The organism is Baaleninema simplex PCC 7105 (genome assembly GCF_000332355.1).
Classification (GTDB): Bacteria; Cyanobacteriota; Cyanobacteriia; order Cyanobacteriales; family Geitlerinemataceae; genus Baaleninema; species Baaleninema simplex.
The window spans coordinates 680967-698754 of sequence record NZ_KB235958.1 but is presented as its reverse complement, the minus strand read 5'-3'; the positions used below and the strand labels follow the sequence as shown (position 1 = coordinate 698754).

The 17788-nt window shown below is 52.7% G+C and carries 18 protein-coding genes, 1 tRNA gene and 1 pseudogene; 16 read left to right on the top strand and 4 right to left on the bottom strand.

All coding sequences use genetic code 11. From position 1 onward, the window contains the following. Positions 1-195: 195 nt before the first annotated feature. The 8 genes from patD to patX all read left to right on the top strand — a co-directional run bounded on the left by patD (position 196) and on the right by patX (position 7741). On the top strand, positions 196-528 hold the full coding sequence (gene patD / locus GEI7105_RS29115; protein ID WP_017659394.1) for a heterocyst frequency control protein PatD: 333 nt from the start codon (positions 196-198) through the stop codon (positions 526-528). 90 nt (positions 529-618) lie between these two features. Further along, positions 619-1188, top strand: a complete 570-nt coding sequence (locus tag GEI7105_RS0105020) for a TFIIB-type zinc ribbon-containing protein (protein WP_017659393.1) — start codon at positions 619-621, stop codon at positions 1186-1188. Between the two features lie 206 nt (positions 1189-1394). Next, positions 1395-3047: a dipeptide ABC transporter ATP-binding protein gene (locus GEI7105_RS0105015; protein ID WP_017659392.1), complete on the top strand. Its 1653-nt coding sequence runs from the start codon at positions 1395-1397 to the stop codon at positions 3045-3047. Positions 3048-3624: 577 nt separating this feature from the next. Next, positions 3625-4785, top strand: a complete 1161-nt coding sequence (locus GEI7105_RS0105005; protein WP_017659390.1) for a patatin-like phospholipase family protein — start codon at positions 3625-3627, stop codon at positions 4783-4785. Positions 4786-4973: 188 nt separating this feature from the next. Next, complete coding sequence (locus GEI7105_RS29110) at positions 4974-5672, top strand: calcium-binding protein (RefSeq protein ID WP_017659389.1); 699 nt, start codon at positions 4974-4976, stop codon at positions 5670-5672. Between the two features lie 24 nt (positions 5673-5696). Beyond that, positions 5697-6656, top strand: a complete 960-nt coding sequence (locus GEI7105_RS0104995) for a glycosyltransferase family 2 protein (RefSeq protein WP_017659388.1) — start codon at positions 5697-5699, stop codon at positions 6654-6656. A gap of 40 nt (positions 6657-6696) precedes the next feature. Then, positions 6697-7440, top strand: a complete 744-nt coding sequence (locus GEI7105_RS0104990; RefSeq protein WP_017659387.1) for a phycocyanobilin:ferredoxin oxidoreductase — start codon at positions 6697-6699, stop codon at positions 7438-7440. 127 nt (positions 7441-7567) lie between these two features. Beyond that, complete coding sequence (gene patX / locus GEI7105_RS38240) at positions 7568-7741, top strand: heterocyst-inhibiting protein PatX (RefSeq protein WP_017659386.1); 174 nt, start codon at positions 7568-7570, stop codon at positions 7739-7741. Between the two features lie 106 nt (positions 7742-7847). On the opposite strand, the gene GEI7105_RS0104980 is transcribed toward patX, so the two are convergent. After that, positions 7848-9614, bottom strand: coding sequence for a metallophosphoesterase (locus tag GEI7105_RS0104980; protein ID WP_017659385.1), 1767 nt, complete (start codon positions 9612-9614; stop codon positions 7848-7850). Between the two features lie 31 nt (positions 9615-9645). Between GEI7105_RS0104980 and GEI7105_RS40335 the strand changes: the two genes are divergently transcribed. Continuing rightward, positions 9646-9780, top strand: a complete 135-nt coding sequence (locus tag GEI7105_RS40335) for a hypothetical protein (protein ID WP_281166973.1) — start codon at positions 9646-9648, stop codon at positions 9778-9780. Positions 9781-9922: 142 nt separating this feature from the next. Here GEI7105_RS40335 and GEI7105_RS0104975 read toward each other — a convergent pair. Continuing rightward, a tRNA-Pro gene (locus GEI7105_RS0104975) sits at positions 9923-9996 on the bottom strand. Between the two features lie 44 nt (positions 9997-10040). Here GEI7105_RS0104975 and GEI7105_RS0104970 point away from each other — a divergent pair. Next, complete coding sequence (locus tag GEI7105_RS0104970) at positions 10041-10877, top strand: PD-(D/E)XK nuclease family protein (protein ID WP_071591970.1); 837 nt, start codon at positions 10041-10043, stop codon at positions 10875-10877. Between the two features lie 60 nt (positions 10878-10937). Continuing rightward, the gene (locus GEI7105_RS0104965) at positions 10938-11267 is read left to right on the top strand and encodes a hypothetical protein (protein ID WP_017659383.1); all 330 of its coding nucleotides are present in this window, start codon (positions 10938-10940) and stop codon (positions 11265-11267) included. A gap of 332 nt (positions 11268-11599) precedes the next feature. Here GEI7105_RS0104965 and GEI7105_RS38235 read toward each other — a convergent pair whose 3' ends face one another. Next, positions 11600-11761 carry a hypothetical protein gene (locus GEI7105_RS38235; RefSeq protein WP_017659381.1) on the bottom strand — a complete coding sequence of 54 codons (162 nt, stop codon included), beginning with the start codon at positions 11759-11761 and terminating at the stop codon, positions 11600-11602. Between GEI7105_RS38235 and psbB the strand changes: the two genes are divergently transcribed. The 4 genes and pseudogenes from psbB to GEI7105_RS0104935 all read left to right on the top strand — a co-directional run. After that, positions 11761-13296 (top strand): photosystem II chlorophyll-binding protein CP47, encoded by a 1536-nt coding sequence (gene psbB, locus GEI7105_RS0104950; RefSeq protein WP_026097445.1) that lies wholly within the window; start codon positions 11761-11763, stop codon positions 13294-13296. The genes GEI7105_RS38235 and psbB overlap by 1 nt on opposite strands. 129 nt (positions 13297-13425) lie before the next feature. Further along, the gene (locus tag GEI7105_RS0104945; protein WP_017659379.1) at positions 13426-13521 is read left to right on the top strand and encodes a photosystem II reaction center protein T; all 96 of its coding nucleotides are present in this window, start codon (positions 13426-13428) and stop codon (positions 13519-13521) included. Between the two features lie 154 nt (positions 13522-13675). Then, complete coding sequence (gene nrdR / locus GEI7105_RS0104940; RefSeq protein WP_017659378.1) at positions 13676-14218, top strand: transcriptional regulator NrdR; 543 nt, start codon at positions 13676-13678, stop codon at positions 14216-14218. A 282-nt stretch (positions 14219-14500) separates the two neighbouring features. Further along, positions 14501-15472: pseudogene (locus tag GEI7105_RS0104935) on the top strand (30S ribosomal protein S1); the annotation flags it as partial. Between the two features lie 115 nt (positions 15473-15587). Here GEI7105_RS0104935 and GEI7105_RS0104930 read toward each other — a convergent pair. Next, positions 15588-17426 (bottom strand): sodium:solute symporter family protein, encoded by a 1839-nt coding sequence (locus GEI7105_RS0104930; protein WP_017659376.1) that lies wholly within the window; start codon positions 17424-17426, stop codon positions 15588-15590. Positions 17427-17431: 5 nt separating this feature from the next. Between GEI7105_RS0104930 and GEI7105_RS38230 the strand changes: the two genes are divergently transcribed. Then, positions 17432-17605 carry a hypothetical protein gene (locus tag GEI7105_RS38230; RefSeq protein ID WP_158413163.1) on the top strand — a complete coding sequence of 58 codons (174 nt, stop codon included), beginning with the start codon at positions 17432-17434 and terminating at the stop codon, positions 17603-17605. Positions 17606-17788: the final 183 nt, after the last annotated feature.

Genomic DNA, 17788 nt, shown 5'->3' with positions numbered 1-17788 from the left:
CTTTTTTTCAAAAAAGTGAGAAAAAATTGAAACGAACTGGGATCGATCGCTAGTCGATCGCGTCGAGATGTTTATGGATTTTAGAGATGAATCCGCCGATCGCCGCGTTGCTTAAGACGGTTTTTATAATATCTTAATTTTTGTAAAGCCTAGAGTACCCTAATTGTAGCAATCTAGACAAATATCGTGCTAGTTATGTCAAGCGATCGTTACCAAAAACTCGTCCGACAGATCGATCGCCTCTGTGAAACTCTAGACGAGGCGCGATCGCCTCTAGTTCCAGAGGTGACGCGGCTGCAAGGCTGGTTTCAAACCGAGATTCTCGGGACTGATTTCGCCGATCTCGACAGTCGCAGCCAATCTTACACCACCGAAATTCACAAGCAACTGCGGTTGTTGGCGACAGATGCGGCGTTTTTGCAGTCTGCGCGACAGGAAACGACGCAGGCGCAACGTCGAGCGCAAATTCGCGATCGCCTTTCGACGATGCGTCGCTACTGCAACGTAATTTTGGGAAAAGACGAGTAGGCGAACTGGAGCATTACCCACGGCGATCGAAGCGCGATCGCACAATGCGATGATAGATCGATGAACTCGAGATCCCCGTCAACAACGATTATGCAATGTCCGAAAGACAAAACCTCGACCCTCGTTGAAGATACCCTCGAACCCGGCTTGACAGTGATGCGGTGTCCGAAAACCGGGGGCGTCTGGCTCGATCGCGAAAATTACGAACGCTGGCGATCGCAGCAACCCCAACCGGAATTCGACTTAGAAAAGTTGTCGCAACAACTCTCTGAAATCGATTTCCACCCCCCTCGAACCGATGCCAAAGCCGCCCTCTGTCCCGACAGCGGCCGCATTATGACTCGGGCCCGCGTCGACGCCCCCACGCCGTTTTACATCGAACGTTCTCCCTTCAACGCCGGAATCTGGCTCGACGCCGGAGAATGGGAAATCCTCAAACACTTGGGGTTACACGTTCAGATCGATCGCCTATTTTCGAGTTCCTGGAAATCGCAACTGCGGGAACAACATCAAGTCGAACTCCAACGCGATGCTGTCATCGACAAACTGGGAACCGACATCGCCGAAAAAGTCTTTGCCCTCGCCGAAACCCTCAAAACCCACCCCAACGGAGATTTTGGCGTCGCCTATCTCATGCAACAATTCGAGCGAGCCGAATAACAGTCAATAAATCGATAATTGACAATTGATAATTTCGCCCCTGCTCCCCTTTTACAGTGAACAGCGAGCAGTGAACAGTGAACAATGTTTCAGTCACCAGTCACCAGTCACCAGTGAAGACAGTTTTCAGGTGACAGTTTCTCCCTCTCTCCCTCTCTCCCTCTCTCCCCCTCTCCCTCTCTCCCCCTCTCCCCCTCTCCTCTCCCATGAACCCCGAACCCATCTTTCGCGTCGAAAACCTCCAAATCGCCTATCCACTGTCTTCCAGCGGCGAGCCTCAATGGGCGGTCGATGGCGTGTCGTTTACCCTTTCCCCTGGAGAAACCCTCGGACTGGTGGGAGAATCGGGATGTGGAAAATCTACTATCGGACGGGGGGCGATGCGGTTGCTTCCTGAAGGGAGTCAGGTTCGTGGCGAGATTCAGTTTCGGGGCGAGTCGGTATTCGATCTCGAGGGCGATCGCTTGCGGAAATTTCGCGGCGAAGCCGTCGCCCTCATTTTTCAAGATCCCATGACGCGCCTCGATCCGCTGATGACCATCGGCGATCATTGCATCGAAACCCTCAAAGCCCATCGTCCTCGGTTGAGCTTCAAACAGGCGAAAGCCAAAGCTCTCGAAACCCTCGAGGCGGTCAACATCCCTCAAAATCGCTGGTCGCAATATCCCCACGAATTCAGCGGCGGAATGCGCCAACGGGTGGCGATCGCCCTGGCGTTACTTCTCGATCCCAAACTCATCGTCGCCGACGAACCCACCACCAGCCTCGATGTCACCATCTCGGCGCAAATTCTCGAGGAATTGATGCGCTTGTGTCGGGAACGAGAGTTAGCGTTGTTGCTGATTTCTCACGATTTGGCCATGGTGGGGGAATATTGCGATCGCATCGCCGTGATGAACGGCGGAAAAATCGTCGAAACGGGAAAAACCCGTAATGTCCTGCGCCAGCCGCAACATCCCTATACGAAATCGCTCCTCAACGCGGCGTTGCACGTGCAAACCCTCGACGACGAACCCATCGCCCACGACGACCCCGCACCACAGCGATCGCCGATCTTGCACGTTCGCAATTTGCAACAACACTACACCTTAGAACGCAACTTTCTCGAACGACTGTTTTCTCAATCCGAAGACCTCACGATTAAAGCCGTCGATGGCGTCACCCTAGAACTGTATCAGGGGGAAATCTTGGGACTCGTGGGGGAATCGGGATGCGGGAAATCCACCCTCTCGCGCACGATCCTGCAATTGGTAAAACCTACGGGGGGAACGGTCGAGTTTCTCGGACGGGATTTAACGCAACTCTCGCCGAAGGCGTTGCGACAACAGCGGCGACAGATGCAAATGGTGTTTCAAGATCCCCACGCTTGTTTGAATCCCATGATGACAGTGGGAGACAGTCTCGCCGATCCCCTACTCGTTCATCGCCTCGCCCAGCCGTCTCAGGCGAAAACGCAGGTGTTGGAGATGTTGGAACGGGTAGGATTGACGCCAGTGAAGGAGTTTGCTCGGCGGTATCCTCGGGAACTGTCGGGGGGACAACAGCAACGGGTGGCGATCGCCCGAGCGTTAATGACACATCCGCAATTGGTCGTCTGTGACGAGCCAGTGAGTATGTTAGATGCCAACATTCAGGCGCAGGTGTTGGAGTTGATGCTGCGTTTGAAGGACGAGTTCGATTTGACGTATTTGTTTATTACTCACGATCTCTGGGTAGCCCGGTTTTTATGCGATCGCATTGCGGTGATGAACGCCGGACAAATTGTCGAAATCGGGCGAACGCGGGAAATTTTCTCGAACCCGCAGCATCCTTATACCCAACGATTGTTGAGTTCGGCGCCGTTATTGGTTCGAGCTTGAGTCAACTCGCTCTTGTGAGTTACAAGACGTAACAATTTCTGGGAATTTGAACTGTTCGGGCTAGAATCGAGTCGAAATTTAAATTCCCCAATGAAGTTTAAACCGTCGTAGCGATCGCGATCGTCGTTATCTCGTTCGTTTTTCAGTGTTGAAGTGGCACAATAGTTACTTGTCGATTTCAAAAAATCGACACTATAAAATGCTTAACAAGCCTAGCATTTTAACATTGCCAGAACGTACGCATTTACACGATATGTAGGGTGGGCATTGCCCACCGATCTCTACCTTGAATGTAGTTAACGCTGAAGTGTGTAAGTCCTAATTAGGGTGTGCTGAATAAAACTGAAACCTTTATAAAACAAGGACTTTAAGGGAATCGATCTAAAACCAGTCCCGAGTTGTCGGCCATAATGGAGCTAAAATTCGGGAGAAAATTGCGAACCGCTCGCATTCCTCCGCCTCCGATCCCCTGTTCCATATTCCCAGATCCGCTGTTCCCTTCCCTAACTTTAACGTTAATACTTTTTCTGTAAGCCCTAATTATTTAAAAAATTCGAGCAAAAAGGAGAGTTCAAAAATGTTGCGTCGAGAAAATCTAGACCGTCCCAAACGCCTACTTTCGATCGACGGTGGCGGTATTCGAGGGATTATTGCCGCACAAATTTTGTTGAAAATCGAGTCGATTCTGTGCGACCCTAAAGACACGCCTTGGAATTGCTTGGGTGACTATTTCGATTTTATCGGAGGAACCAGTACGGGAGCGATTCTCGCAGCAGGTTTGGCCAAGGGTATGAAAGTTCGCGACTTGCTCGATTTGTACGTCGATCGCGGCCGGGAAATTTTCACCCGAAACTGGCTTATCGGCCGTCTGTGGTCGAAATACAGTGCTAAACCCCTCGAACGGAATTTAAAAGAGGTTCTCGGTACTACGACTCTCGGCTCCGATCGCCTGCGAACGCTGCTGTTGGTCGTTGCCAAAAACGTCACGACTGCACGAAATTGGTTTTTTGTCAACTCTCCGAACAACAAATTTTACGATATTAATAAAGATATTTTATTGTGGCATTTCGTGCGAGCCAGTACCGCCGCACCCACGTTTTTTCTACCCCATCAATTCAATATTGATTCCCATCCTTACGAATTCATCGACGGCGGCATGAGTATGTTTAACAATCCGTCGTTTCAGCTTTTTCTAGAAGCCACCAAACCAGACTATGGAATTGGCTGGAAAACGGGAAAAGACAATCTTTTATTAATTTCTGTCGGAACTGGATTTAGACAAGGAAAAATCCCATTCAACAATGCTAAAGGGTATACGTTAGTCGATTGGGCGATTTATGCCGTCAGCACGTTAATGGAAGATGCGAGCGCCCAGCAGAATTTCTTGATGAGCTTGTTTGCCCATACTCCAGAAGCCGAATCCCAAGCGATCGGACGGGAACTCGAAGCGATTGCCGTGCCTCAGTTGCACAACGTTGAAGATTTAGTATCTGAAGAACTTCCACCAGATACCACGGGAATCTTGGCGAGGCTCTCGAACTTACTGACGTACCACCGGTATTCGACGGCGTTTACTCTCGAGCGTTTTCGCGAGCTGGGACTTTCGGGGATCGATCCCGACGCGGTGGCACCCATGGATGCAGTCAAGGAAATTCCAGCCTTTCTTACGATTGGGGAAGCGATCGCCAACGAGCAAGTTCGGAAGGCAGATTTCGAGAATTTTCTCCATCCCGATTGAAATGCGCCGATTCGAACAGATGGGGCGATCGCTGTCTCGTCTTCGACCGATCTTGAGGTTCGCGATCGCCCTCAACGAGCCAGAATTCAGACCGTCACGTCCGACATTTACGAAACCTCAGCCAACAGCTACTATGACAAAGGTTTTAACCGAACCTTTTCATAGTCACAAAAAACGGTAAGACGTTCATGGCGTTTTCAACGATCGAGCTGGGCAGTCAGTACGACTTCGGAATCCTCGGTACTGACAGCGACACCCTCAGCCTAAGCGAACTTCCGGCAAACGAGGCAGATTCCCTCAGCGGTTCTCCGGGAATCGACGCGATCGTCGCGGGAAGCGGCAACGATTTCCTAATCGATGACGAATCCGAACGGATTTTATTCGGAAATACCGGAAACGATATCCTCGACGGTGGAGGTGGCGACGACACGATCGCCGCCGGACAAGATATGGATTCTGTCGTCGGCGGTGCAGGAAACGACTTTCTGTTCGGCAACAAAGGCGACGATACTCTCTTTGGGGGAGACGGGGCTGATTTCCTATTTGGCGGACAAGATGCCGATTCTCTCATCGGCGACGATGGCGACGATTCGCTATTCGGCGATCGCGGCGACGACATTCTCCGAGGTGGTGCAGGCAACGACGTACTCACCGGAGGAGAAGGGTTCGATCGCTTTGATTTCGCACCTGGAGACGGTACGAACAACATCGTGACGGACTTTGAAGACGGAGTCGATATTATTGGTTTGGTGGGCGATCTCAAAAGCATTTCCTTCGGCAGACAAGATGGAAACGCCGTGGCTGTATTGGAAAACCAGGTGCGCGTTATTCTAATTGGCATCGATCCCTCGCAACTGGATATCTTTGACTTCACCCGCGCCGGTTAAGCGATCGCCCTTCACAATAGTCCTATGTTTTTTAGCGTCGTCGTCCCCACCTACAACCGCCTGCCAATTTTGCAAAAGTGCTTACAGGCGATCGCACATCAGCAGTTCCCCCAAAATTCGATCGTGAAGGGATACGAAGTTATCGTGGTGGACGACGGCTCTACCGATGACACCTGGGACTGGTTAGCTGCCAACGCAACACGATTTCCCCACATCAAACGATTTCGTCAAGACAATTCCGGTCCGGCGGCGGCGAGAAATTTAGGTCTCGAACGGGCGATCGGCGATACCATCGTTTTTATTGACAGCGACTTGGTCGTGACCGACACCTTTCTACAATCTCACGCCGAGGGGTTGCAGCGAGGACAGCAACAACTCGGACACGATCGCCTGTTTACCTACGGTGCCGTCATCAACACGAGTAATTTCGACGATCCCACGAGCGAACCCTACAAACTCACCGATTTTTCGGCGGCCTATTTCGCCACAGGAAACGTCGCCATTGCCCGTCGGTGGTTGGACGAAGCCGGGCCGTTCGATACGAGATTCCGTCAGTACGGCTGGGAAGATCTCGAGTTAGGCGTGCGTCTGAAAAAACTCGGCGTGAAACTGGTCAAATGTCCCGAAGCGGCCGGCTATCACTGGAACCCTCCCTTTAGTTTAGACCGACTTCCGGCAGCGATCGATCGCGAAATTCAACGGGCGCGAACGGGGGTGTTGTTCTATCAAAAACATCCCACCTGGGAAGTGCGGTTAATGGTGCAGATGACACCGCTCCATTGGCTGCTGTGGGGAATTCTATCTCTAGGAGGACGCCTCAACGAACGCACCCTCGCGGGACTGTTGCAACAGTCGATCGATCGCGGACAGCATCGATTGGCTTCAGAAATTTCGCGGATTTTTTTGAATTGGTACAACGTCAAAGCCGTATACGCCGCCTATAACGAGGCGAAACAGGCGGGGAGCGCCTTCGGGGTAAAATAACAAAATTAAATTCCTCCTTAGTTGTAAAGTTTTTTTAACGATGACCCTTGCCCCCGAGTCTTCCCTGCGATCGCAACAACATCGCCTGATTCGCAAGCTAGCCGACGCGATCGAAGCCACCTGGCACCAACATCTCGACCTATCGCCGTACCAACTTCCCGAAGATTTAGGTTACGTGGAAGGACGACTCGAAGGCGAAAAACTCACCATCGAAAATCGCTGCTACCAATCCCCCGAATTTCGCAAAATGCACCTCGAACTGGCGAAAGTCGGCACCAACTTAGACATTTTGCACTGCGTCATGTTTCCCCGTTCCAACTATCCACTACCGATGTTCGGAACGGACTTAGTGGGGGGACGCGGACAAATTAGTGCGGCGATCGTCGATTTGTCTCCCACCACTGCCGATTTAACCCTCTCAGACGATTACCGCAACGCCTTACAAGCCTTACCGACGGTCGAATTCGCGCAACCGCGAGACCTTCCCCCCTGGGGCGACATCTTCTCGGAATTCTGTTTGTTCGTGCGTCCGGCGGACGAAGCCGAAGAAACAACGTTCTTAGAACGAGTCACGGATTATCTAACCGTTCACTGTCAGCAAGCCAAGGCGACAACTCCCGTTTCTCCCGAGGAAGAAGCACGAGTTCGTGCCGGCCAACAATATTACTGTACGAAACAGCGCCAGAACGACAAAACTCGCCGAGTGTTAGAAAAAGCGTTTGGAGAAGCTTGGGCAGATCGTTATATGACGACCGTACTGTTCGACCTGCCACCAGAGGGTTAACCGAACTTAACCTGTCAGTTCAACCGTATTCGTTCAAAAAAATTAAATTGGTCAAACAGGTTTCTCCGGATCGCAGCGAGATAGAGACGTAACTGGAAATAGAAACTCAACGAAGGGATTCTATACCATGCGCATCTATAGCTCTATCTTGCTTTCGAGCTTACTGTTAGCGGGTTTTGCCGCCAACGCCCGGGCGATCGAATCGGTGTCCTCAAACGTTCGTATTCTCGACTCTATCGAAGTTTTATCGACTGAATCTATCAACACGGATACCGTCCCGCACCGGGGTAGTGGTCGATAAAACTCAAGCTAAACCCGTGTTGAATTAAATTCTTGACTTTTCGGTATCCGTATTAAAGCAGCGACTTTAATACGGATATTTTTATGGATGCGATATTTCCGTATTTTTATGGAGATGCGATGTTAAATTCATCGAACTTCACGACCTCAGAATCGGGATTTCGCGCGTCGAAGTAATAACTCGTTATCGTCCCCGTCTCTGTCTCGAAAATGCTAAACGCAGTAATATCGTTGCTGGCAAGATAGGGAAGTGGTTCTCCGGTCTCGTCTTGCAAGGGGGCGATCGCCGGAAACACGGGATCTAAGCCGTAGGGATCGCCGGTTGCTGGGTAATTGGGATCGTTCTCTCGCGGAACTTTGCGGGTTTCAGTTTTCCAAAAGCCGCCGTAGCTGTTTCCCACGTTCGACGACTCGAGATAATGGGTTCCGGCGGGACTGACAAAGCGATTCCACAGGTGAGAGTGACCGAAATACACCAACTGAACCCCCGCCGCTTCTAACAGAGGCAGCACGTCTCGCTGTAAGTAGTCGTTATCCTTGGGATATTCGTAGCGAACGGCGGTAATTTTCCCAGTCTCGTCGCGATCGATCTGCGGAACGGGATCGGTATAGGCTGGGACGATGTTTCCGCCGAGGCTATGGGGGGGATGGTGAAACATCGCGATTTTATACTTGGCCGATCGAAATTCGGGACTGTTGAGTTCCCGTTGTAACCACTCGTACTGAGGACTTCCCCGTTCGATCGCCTCGAAGATATGCTGTCCGTATCCCCAGTTTGCCGGATCGTCGAGATCGGCGGTACGTTCCTGATAGCGTCCTTTAATCGTTTCGTCGGTTTGCGGTTTTCGCCAAATGTTCGTAGCGTACAGCACCACCAAGCGCACGTCACCGAAACTGGTCGCATAGTAGGTTTTGCCACCGGGGTCGCTGTGGGGAATTGAAAAGATTTCTTCGTAGGTGTCGCTGTTGAAAGAATTGGCTTTGACCCAGGCTTGGCGCAACTGCGGATCGTCGCCGATCGCCTTTTCCTCGTATCGTTCTTTGGCAACGCGGCGCGGAACCGGATCGTTAAACTGGGCGTGTAGGGGCTTTTCGCTACTGTAGCGTCCCATGACTTCGTGGTTGCCCACGGTGGGAAACAACGGCGCGTTTTGAACGATCGCCGCTCCTCGATACCGCGTCACGATGCCGTTTTTCTCCAAGTCGTAACTGGCGTATCCTTGCAAACAGGGGAAAAAGGCGTTTCCCTTACTATGGTCGAACCATTCCGAGGCGCGATCGGGAATGTTGACGAGATCCCCTGCGTGGAATACGGCGTCAACTTGTCCCACGGTTTCAGCGACTTTCTGCAAGTTCGCCGCTGTCATCGGCATCAATTGGTGATCGGAGGTGAGGAGAATTTTAAGTGGCGTTCCCGTTTCCGGCGCAGCAAACAGCGTAAATTCATTGCTGGTGAGGATTTCGCCGTCTTCTTGCTGACTGCTGACAGTATAGGGAATCCGTTCTCCTGGGGTTAACCCTCGAATTTCGGCCTCGTGTCGCCAGATTTCGCGGCGAGTTGGCGTCGAAAGGGTGTCCGCCTCGGGGATTTTGGAGTCTTTATCTTCCCGCGTGCGCGTCAGGTGGGTGGTGTTGGCGAGTTCGGTGCGGTTTTCCACTGTAACGGTATGGCGCAAGCCTCGAAATTCGGTGAACCAGACGACGCGCACGGAAGTCGCCGTGGGAAACTGCAAAAAGGGATCGGTGAGAAATACAGAGCGATCGGACATCGTTGTCATCGGGGGGGTAGCTTCTCGAACGGTGACGGACAGGATTATCGCAAATCCCGCGATCGCCAGGGCAAGGACGAGAAGATAGTACCGTAAGACCGACATGGCGGAGATGGGGAGATGGGGAGATGAGGGAATGAAACTCCTCGGCGGTGTGTCAGTTGGCGGTATACATTGGCGGTGCGTGACGCTCGATCGGTCTCATGAGCGACACCCTATTTTTCAAGTCACGCACCCTTGTATGTTGGCGGCGTACATTGGCGGTGCGTGACGCTCGATCGGTCTCATGAGCGACACCCTATTTTTCAAGTCACGCACCCTACCACTGTCCCTACTGTTCACTGTAAAAAGCCTACTCGATCTCGTTGGAGATGAGTAGGCTTTTCGGGGAAATATTTTATTGTGTTTTGCAATCGGAGCGGCGGGATTTGAACCCACGACCCCCACTACCCCAAAGTGGTGCGCTACCAAGCTGCGCTACGCCCCGTTGACAGGTTACTATCATAGCACACTGAACGGTTTTGGCAACCCATGTCTGAAAAATTTTCAGAAGTCTTTCCCACGCGATCGCATCGCGAGCCGAATGCAGAACGAGTTTGGCGAATGTCTCAACACCACCTCAATTTGTGGCAAGCCTGTCCGCATCTGTTTCAGGAAAAGGTTCTCGAACGTCGCGATCCTCCTTTAGAAGCCGAACACCGAGAGGCCCAGATGGCGGGCAATCGTTTTCACTTACTGATGCAGCAGCGAGAACTGGGATTACCGATCGAGCCGTTCGCCGAAGAAGACGATCGCCTCGGACAGTGGTTGCAAAGTTTTTTGAAGAACGCCCCAGACCTCCTAGAATCGAATCCGTTAGACGTTCCCCCCGAGCGACGTCAAGCCGAACACGAGCGGACGTTGAGTTTTCAGGGGGTGTTACTGGTGGTTCGGTACGATTTACTCGCCTGTCGCGATCGCAGCGCACAAATCCTCGACTGGAAAACCTATCCCCGTCCGCAAGATCCGACGTGGCTCGAGCATCACTGGCAAACTCGGCTGTACCCGTTCGTGTTGGCTGAAACCAGCGATTACGAGCCAGAAGAGATTTCGATGACGTACTGGTTTGCCGAATCTCAGGGACGAGACGAGCTGCCCTATTTACAGTGCGACTATTCTCGCCAGAAACACCAACAGATCGAGCGAGCCTTGACGCAGTTACTCGAGCAGTTTCAGGAACACTGGCACGCCTATAAAAACGGAACGCCGTTTCCGTCGCGATGGCAGCTCGGACAGACTTGTCGGCGATCGCACTGTCCCTGTCCCCGAGATAACACGACTCCAATGGAGGGTTGGTCTGTGGCAGATATTCCCGAAGTTTCCATTTAAGTTCCATTTGGGGCTAAGGTAGACATCGTTGTCACTGATGGAGAGCGCGAGCGTTAACCGGTGAAGTACTTTTTCTTGTCTGAAGGATGGACGATTTCTCGGGTTTGGGGAACTCAGGGATTGTGGAACGTGACGGCGTGGCGCAGACAACCGGATATCCAACGCCTAAGCCTTTGTATTGTCGAACGAGACGAGCGATTGTGGCTCCATCAAGTTGAAAATGCCGTGTTAATGGTTGAAGTTCGTCCCCAAGCAGATATCAACGGCTCGACGATCGGCCACGTGGTTCTCAAACGGTTGATGAACGCCGAACAAGTCATCGATCGCCTGTGTACGTCGTTTGCCACCTGTCAGTTAGGCCACTTCGAGACCGAGCGATCGCTCAACTAGCGGCTCGAAGACGGCCGGCTGTTACTCTCGAAACCCCCCGTCTCGTTCGAGATCGAAATGTCACTTCAAACCGATCGGGAGCGATCGCCAGCCTCGAATACGATCGCTCTCAGTTTTTTGCGTTTGAAACGCGATCGCCATTGCCATTCTTTTTTGACTCAATTGCACGAATTAGCAAATCCGTCAATCAAATTGTATTAAAAATTAACAATAAATGAAGAGTCGTACAGCTCGCCATAAAAGCCGGTCGGTCTGGGAAAGAAGAGGAATTGAGAAAAGGCTCTCGATTCTTAAAATCCCTTGCGATCGACTCTCACAATCGATACACTTCTTTAATAATCTTTAATTAAAGCAGCGCCTAACTCAACTGTAATTGCTCCGTCCTCGATCGCGTTTTCAAAAAAACTCGTCGCGCGATCGAAGCGAGAGTAAGATACAGACTCGTAAAATAGACAAGCGTTGACTAACCCGTCATAAAGGAGGAGCGTAGTCAATGGGACTACCTTGGTACCGCGTACACACAGTCGTCCTGAACGATCCGGGTCGGCTGATTGCTGTACACCTGATGCATACCGCCCTGGTTGCAGGGTGGGCGGGATCGATGACCCTCTACGAACTCGCCGTCTTCGATCCCAGCGATCCCGTACTCAACCCCATGTGGCGTCAAGGGATGTTCGTATTGCCCTTCATGGCACGCCTGGGCGTGACCGGCTCGTGGAGCGGCTGGAGCATCACCGGAGAAACCGGTGTCGATCCCGGCTTTTGGTCGTTGGAAGGCGTCGCCCTGGCGCACATCGTCCTGTCCGGTCTGCTATTCCTAGCAGCCTGCTGGCACTGGGTATATTGGGATTTAGAACTGTTCAGAGACCCCCGCACCGGGGAACCGGCTCTGGACTTGCCGAAAATGTTCGGCATTCACCTGTTCCTGTCTGGACTTCTGTGCTTCGGTTTCGGAGCGTTCCACCTCACCGGACTCTGGGGGCCGGGGATGTGGGTATCCGACCCCTACGGCTTAACGGGAAGCATTCAACCCGTAGCGCCAGCATGGGGTCCCGAAGGCTTTAACCCCTTCAACGCCGGTGGCATCGTCGCCCACCACATCGCGGCTGGGGTTGTCGGAATTATTGCTGGTTTGTTTCACCTATCGGTTCGTCCTCCCGAGCGGCTGTACAAAGCCTTACGGATGGGGAACATCGAAACCGTTCTCAGCAGCAGTATCGCCGCCGTATTCTTCGCCGCTTTCGTCGTGGCGGGAACCATGTGGTACGGCAGTGCTGCAACGCCCATCGAACTGTTCGGCCCGACCCGCTACCAGTGGGATAAAGGTTACTTCCAAGAAGAAATCCAGCGTCGCGTTCAATCTAACGTCGCTGCGGGTGCGAGCATCTCTCAAGCCTGGGAGCAAATCCCCGAAAAACTGGCGTTCTACGATTACGTCGGCAACAACCCCGCTAAAGGCGGTCTGTTCCGTACCGGTCCGATGAACCGGGGTGACGGTCTGGCACAAGCCTGGTTGGGACACCCGGTCTTTAAAGACAAAGAAGGTCGCGAGCTGAGCGTGCGTCGGATTCCGAACTTCTTCGAGACCTTCCCCGTCGTCCTCACCGATAAAGACGGTGTCGTCCGAGCTGACATTCCGTTCCGTCGAGCTGAATCGAAGTATAGCTTCGAGCAAGCGGGTGTCACGGCGACCTTCTACGGTGGCGAACTCGACGGTCAAACGATTACCGATCCGGCTGAGTTGAAGAAATACGCTCGGAAAGCTCAACTCGGCGAGCCGTTCGAGTTCGATCGCGAAACCTTAGAATCTGACGGCGTGTTCCGCACCAGTCCGCGCGGTTGGTTCACGTACGGACACGCTTGTTTCGCGCTGTTGTTCTTCTTCGGTCACATTTGGCACGGTTCTCGGACGCTGTTCCGCGACGTGTTCGCCGGTATCGATCCCGACCTCGATGAAGACCAAGTCGAATGGGGTGCGTTCCAGAAAGTGGGTGACAAGACCACGCGCGTTAACCAAGAAACCGCGTAGACTCTGGATTTAACCATCCTCTCGAGCGAATCGGTCTAACGATAATTGTGTTCTCAGTAACAACATCAAGTTCGTTAGACCGTTCGACTTGATACACTGGAAATAACAAAAAACCCTTCCGAACGTACTATGGAAAGTCTGATTTACATTTTCTTGCTGGTGGCAACACTCGGGTTGTTGTTCTTTGCTATTGCCTTTCGGGAAACCCCCAAAATCGGTAAATAATCTCGCATCGAACCCGATCGCAACCTAGACTCGGTGTCGCAAAACCAATGCAATTTTGCTAAACCACGAACAGACGTGTGGCTTTCTTTAAGTCGCACGTCTGTTATCATGTTTAAAAAAACTTGTCAATTTCGGGCTTTTAGCTCCAAATCCTATGCGTTGTCCTTTCTGCCAACATACGGAAAGCCGCGTTTTAGAATCTCGATCGACCGAATCGGGTCAAAGCGTGCGCCGTCGGCGACAGTGTTTGGCCTGTAGCCGCCGCTTTACCACCTACGAACGTATCGAGTTCGTCCCGATTACCACGATCAAGCGAGATGGAAAACGCGAATCTTTCGATCGCTCGAAACTTTTGCGCGGTATGGTACGAGCTTGCGAAAAAACATCGATCGCTCACGAACAGCTCGAGGCGATCGTAGACGAAATTGAAGCCAAACTTCAACAACGACCGACCCGACAAGTCTCCACTCACGAAATCGGAGAAATCGTTCTCAGTTACCTCAAAGATCTCAGCGAAGTGGCTTACGTGCGCTTCGCTTCCGTCTACCAAAAATTTCAGGGCGTTCGCGACTTCGTCGATACCCTCGATCGCCTGCGCGCGAGTCGTCTCGAACTTCACGCCCCTTGCGAAACCTCAGACATTCATTCAGCCGAATCCGAATCCGAAACACCTCCCTCCTGCGTGGCTCGCCCATAACCCAAGACGAACGGAAACCGACGAAAACATCATCGAGCGATCGCAAAAAATAGATCGAATCCCTCTGTGGAACGACAGCGAAATCCCATAGAGTAGGGTAGAATTTGATATGTTAATATCGATCGCCTTCACTAGAAGGTGATGTGGTGTTTCGTCAAAGGAGGGCTAGTCCGCGCTCGAACATCTTACAGTCCGTCTAGCGTCCTACCTGCTCGACTCTGTAACACCCATCAGCCGGAGGCAAACCCCAGTTATGGAGATACAGTCCTAGGAAAAACACGCATGGTCAATCAGAACGTAGCAACGCACAGAGATATTGGTTTCACTCACGAGGATTTTGCCGCCCTACTCGACAAGTACGACTATCACTTCAGCCCCGGAGACATCGTGGCGGGTACGGTATTTAGTATAGAGCCGAAGGGCGCTCTGATTGACATCGGTGCGAAAACCGCTGCCTATATCCCCCTCCAGGAGATGTCGATCAACCGTGTCGAATCGCCTGACGAGGTGTTACAAGCCAACGAAACGCGCGAATTCTTCATCCTGATGGATGAAAACGAAGACGGGCAACTGACCCTCTCCATTCGTCGCATCGAGTATATGCGAGCGTGGGAACGAGTCCGTCAACTCCAAGCCGAAGACGCAACCGTGCATTCGGGCGTGTTCGCCACCAACCGAGGCGGTGCCTTGGTTCGCATTGAAGGTCTGCGTGGGTTCATTCCCGGCTCTCACATCAGCACTCGCAAGCCGAAAGAAGAACTCGTGGGCGAAGACCTGCCCCTGAAATTCCTCGAGGTGGACGAAGAGCGAAATCGCTTGGTTCTCAGCCACCGTCGCGCCTTAGTCGAGCATAAGATGAACGGTCTCGAAGTTGGCGAAGTGGTCGTCGGAACCGTTCGCGGCATCAAGCCTTACGGGGCGTTCATCGATATCGGTGGCGTCAGCGGCTTGCTGCACATTTCCGAGATTTCTCACGATCACATCGACACCCCCCACAGCGTCTTCAACGTCAACGACCAACTGAAGGTCATGATTATCGACCTAGACGCCGAACGGGGTCGGATTTCCCTCTCGACCAAACAACTCGAACCCGAACCCGGCGATATGGTGAAAAACCCAGAACTCGTTTACGAGAAAGCCGAGGAAATGGCCGAGAAGTTCCGCCAGCAAATGTTGGCTAAAGCCCAAGGGGGAAGCGAAGCCGACGCCGACAGCGAATACAGCGACGAAGACGAACTGGTTTCTGCAACCGAGTAAGTCGAATACCGTCGAAGCGACTGGTCGCCACACTATACCAGTCGCTTTCGCTGAGGAGGGAGTTTCCCTCCTTATTTTGTATGTGAGGGCAGCGAGAACGAGGGAGCGGAGTTCACGGTTCCTCCACACCCGGTCTCGGTAACGCGATCGCCTTACGCTTGTTTAATCGACGCAGCCAGATTCCCCCAACGACCGCCACGACCAGCCAACCCCAGCCCATCAGTGGCTGTAACAGCAAAAACCCCCCCGAGGATAACAATACCCCGAACAGCAGTAAATTCGCGGCGATCGCCCGCTTTAAATCCGTCGGTAAATCTTGGGCGGGAGAAATTCCCGTATTCGCCTGTTGTCGCGACCAACCCAAGCCCCCCGGACGCGTATGGCGATAGAAATTGTCCAGGGTCTCTTCAGATTCCGGCGGCGTCGCGAACATCACCCCAATCCATAACAGACTCACGAAAGCTGTAATGAAGATGACGCGCAAGCCGTAATCAGACATCGGGGCGACAATCCAGCGAAACACCCAACTCGAGGGATCGACGTCCCACTGACCCGCAAACGTGGCCAGAGATCCCACAATAAAACTTCCCACGATCGCCGTGAGTTCGGCTGCGGCGTTGACGCGCCACCAAAACCAACGCAACATCAACACCAACCCCGACCCGGTGCCGATGGCGATAATCAACTCGAAGACTTGAGCGATATCTTCAGCCACGAACGCCGCCACAGCCCCCAACATCGTCACGATAAACGAAGAGAAACGACCGACAAACACCAGCTTGGCTTGGCTGGCGTCGGGTTCGACGAACCGTAAATACAAGTCGTTGGTGATGAACGACGCCCCCCAGTTAATCGACGTCGAAACGGTACTCATAAACGCTGCAATCAACGAGGCGACGACTAATCCCAACAAGCCAGGACCGAGATATTCCAACATCAGCTTGGGATAACCCAGTTCTTTATCGGGTAAGTCGGGGAACACGACTAGGGCGACGAGAGCGACGACAATCCACGGCCAAGTTCGGACGACGTAGTGCATGACGTTGAACGTCCAGGCGGCTTTTTCCGCCCCAGCTTCGTCTTTGGCGGCGGCGAAGCGTTGGACGAACTCTCCGCCCCCGTCGCTGCGACGCCAAGACCACCACTGGACGAAGATATTGGCCAAAAAGGCACTGAGGGTAATTCCAGCGGCTTGGCTAAAACCGAGAACGGTTCCGTCGCCGCCGAATCGAACGGGAACGATCGACAATACGTCGATATCGGTGGCTTGGGGAACGCGATCGATCAGCGTTTCCATTCCGCCGATGCGATCGAGGGCGATTCCTGCTACGAGTAACGCCCCCACCAACGCCAGGATGAATTGAAAGAAGTCTGTGGCGACGACGCCCCACAATCCGGCGAGTCCCGCGTAAATGAGGACGAAGAGGCTCACGCCGACGACACTCCAAATTTTTAAGTCGGTGTCGGTGGCGTCGATGCCGAACCCTTCCCAAATGTTGAGGGCGTCTACGACTTTCACCATACCGAGCATGGCGTAACCGATGCCAATGCAGTTCATGGGAACGGCGAAGATAAAGGCTTTGATCCCCCGCAACCAGGCAGCCGTGCTGCCACCGTAGCGAATTTCAGTGAGTTCGGCATCGGTGATGACTTCCGATCGCCGCCACATTTTGGCGAAAATATAAATCATCAAAAGGTGGGAGATGCCGAAACTCCACCACAACCAGTTCCCGGCGATGCCTCGGTTGCCGACGATGCCGGTGATTAGCAATGGGGTGTCGATCGAAAACGTCGTGGCTGCCATGCTGATGCCGACGAGCCACCAGGGGAGCGATCGCCCGGAGACGAAAAAGTCCGCTAAGCTTTTGGAGGCTTGGCGGGAGAGGTACACGCCTAACGCCATCGTCACGACGAGGTAACTCGCGACGACGAACCAATCGATCGGTTGCATAGTCGGTGTGGACTGGGTTGAAAGACTGGCTGTCATTCTACAGTACGCTGCGATCGCCAACCGGGGCGATCGGGTTTCTCGAAGTCGGTCAGGATCGCTCGAGACGCCCGTACTTCAGAACTTTTGGCGTGTTGTTCGTCGGAGTTGGGAGAGTTTGGAATTTCGGAACGTTACAGTAGCGATCGCGGTCGTTCTCCCGCAACGTTTCAAATTTTCAGGAGTTACGCAGTTGAGCAGGAGAGAGGGTAAAACAGAGGAATGAATCCTCCAAAATACACAGCCATCGATTACATCAACTTCCTCATTGGGACTCAGAAGGCCTATAGCTGTAGCGAAGCCGAGCGAGTTCACCCAACGAGCGA

Excerpts from the sequence above, each read along its gene's own strand:
- patD (WP_017659394.1), top strand. The coding sequence starts at position 196 with ATGTCAAGCGATCGTTACCAAAAACTCGTCCGACAGATCGATCGCCTC.
- GEI7105_RS0105020 (WP_017659393.1), top strand. The coding sequence starts at position 619 with ATGCAATGTCCGAAAGACAAAACCTCGACCCTCGTTGAAGATACCCTC.
- GEI7105_RS0105015 (WP_017659392.1), top strand. The coding sequence starts at position 1,395 with ATGAACCCCGAACCCATCTTTCGCGTCGAAAACCTCCAAATCGCCTAT.
- GEI7105_RS0105005 (WP_017659390.1), top strand. The coding sequence starts at position 3,625 with ATGTTGCGTCGAGAAAATCTAGACCGTCCCAAACGCCTACTTTCGATC.
- GEI7105_RS29110 (WP_017659389.1), top strand. The coding sequence starts at position 4,974 with ATGGCGTTTTCAACGATCGAGCTGGGCAGTCAGTACGACTTCGGAATC.
- GEI7105_RS0104995 (WP_017659388.1), top strand. The coding sequence starts at position 5,697 with ATGTTTTTTAGCGTCGTCGTCCCCACCTACAACCGCCTGCCAATTTTG.
- GEI7105_RS0104990 (WP_017659387.1), top strand. The coding sequence starts at position 6,697 with ATGACCCTTGCCCCCGAGTCTTCCCTGCGATCGCAACAACATCGCCTG.
- patX (WP_017659386.1), top strand. The coding sequence starts at position 7,568 with ATGCGCATCTATAGCTCTATCTTGCTTTCGAGCTTACTGTTAGCGGGT.
- GEI7105_RS0104980 (WP_017659385.1), bottom strand. The coding sequence starts at position 9,614 with ATGTCGGTCTTACGGTACTATCTTCTCGTCCTTGCCCTGGCGATCGCG.
- GEI7105_RS40335 (WP_281166973.1), top strand. The coding sequence starts at position 9,646 with ATGAAACTCCTCGGCGGTGTGTCAGTTGGCGGTATACATTGGCGGTGC.
- GEI7105_RS0104970 (WP_071591970.1), top strand. The coding sequence starts at position 10,041 with ATGTCTGAAAAATTTTCAGAAGTCTTTCCCACGCGATCGCATCGCGAG.
- psbB (WP_026097445.1), top strand. The coding sequence starts at position 11,761 with ATGGGACTACCTTGGTACCGCGTACACACAGTCGTCCTGAACGATCCG.
- GEI7105_RS0104945 (WP_017659379.1), top strand. The coding sequence starts at position 13,426 with ATGGAAAGTCTGATTTACATTTTCTTGCTGGTGGCAACACTCGGGTTG.
- nrdR (WP_017659378.1), top strand. The coding sequence starts at position 13,676 with ATGCGTTGTCCTTTCTGCCAACATACGGAAAGCCGCGTTTTAGAATCT.
- GEI7105_RS0104930 (WP_017659376.1), bottom strand. The coding sequence starts at position 17,426 with ATGCAACCGATCGATTGGTTCGTCGTCGCGAGTTACCTCGTCGTGACG.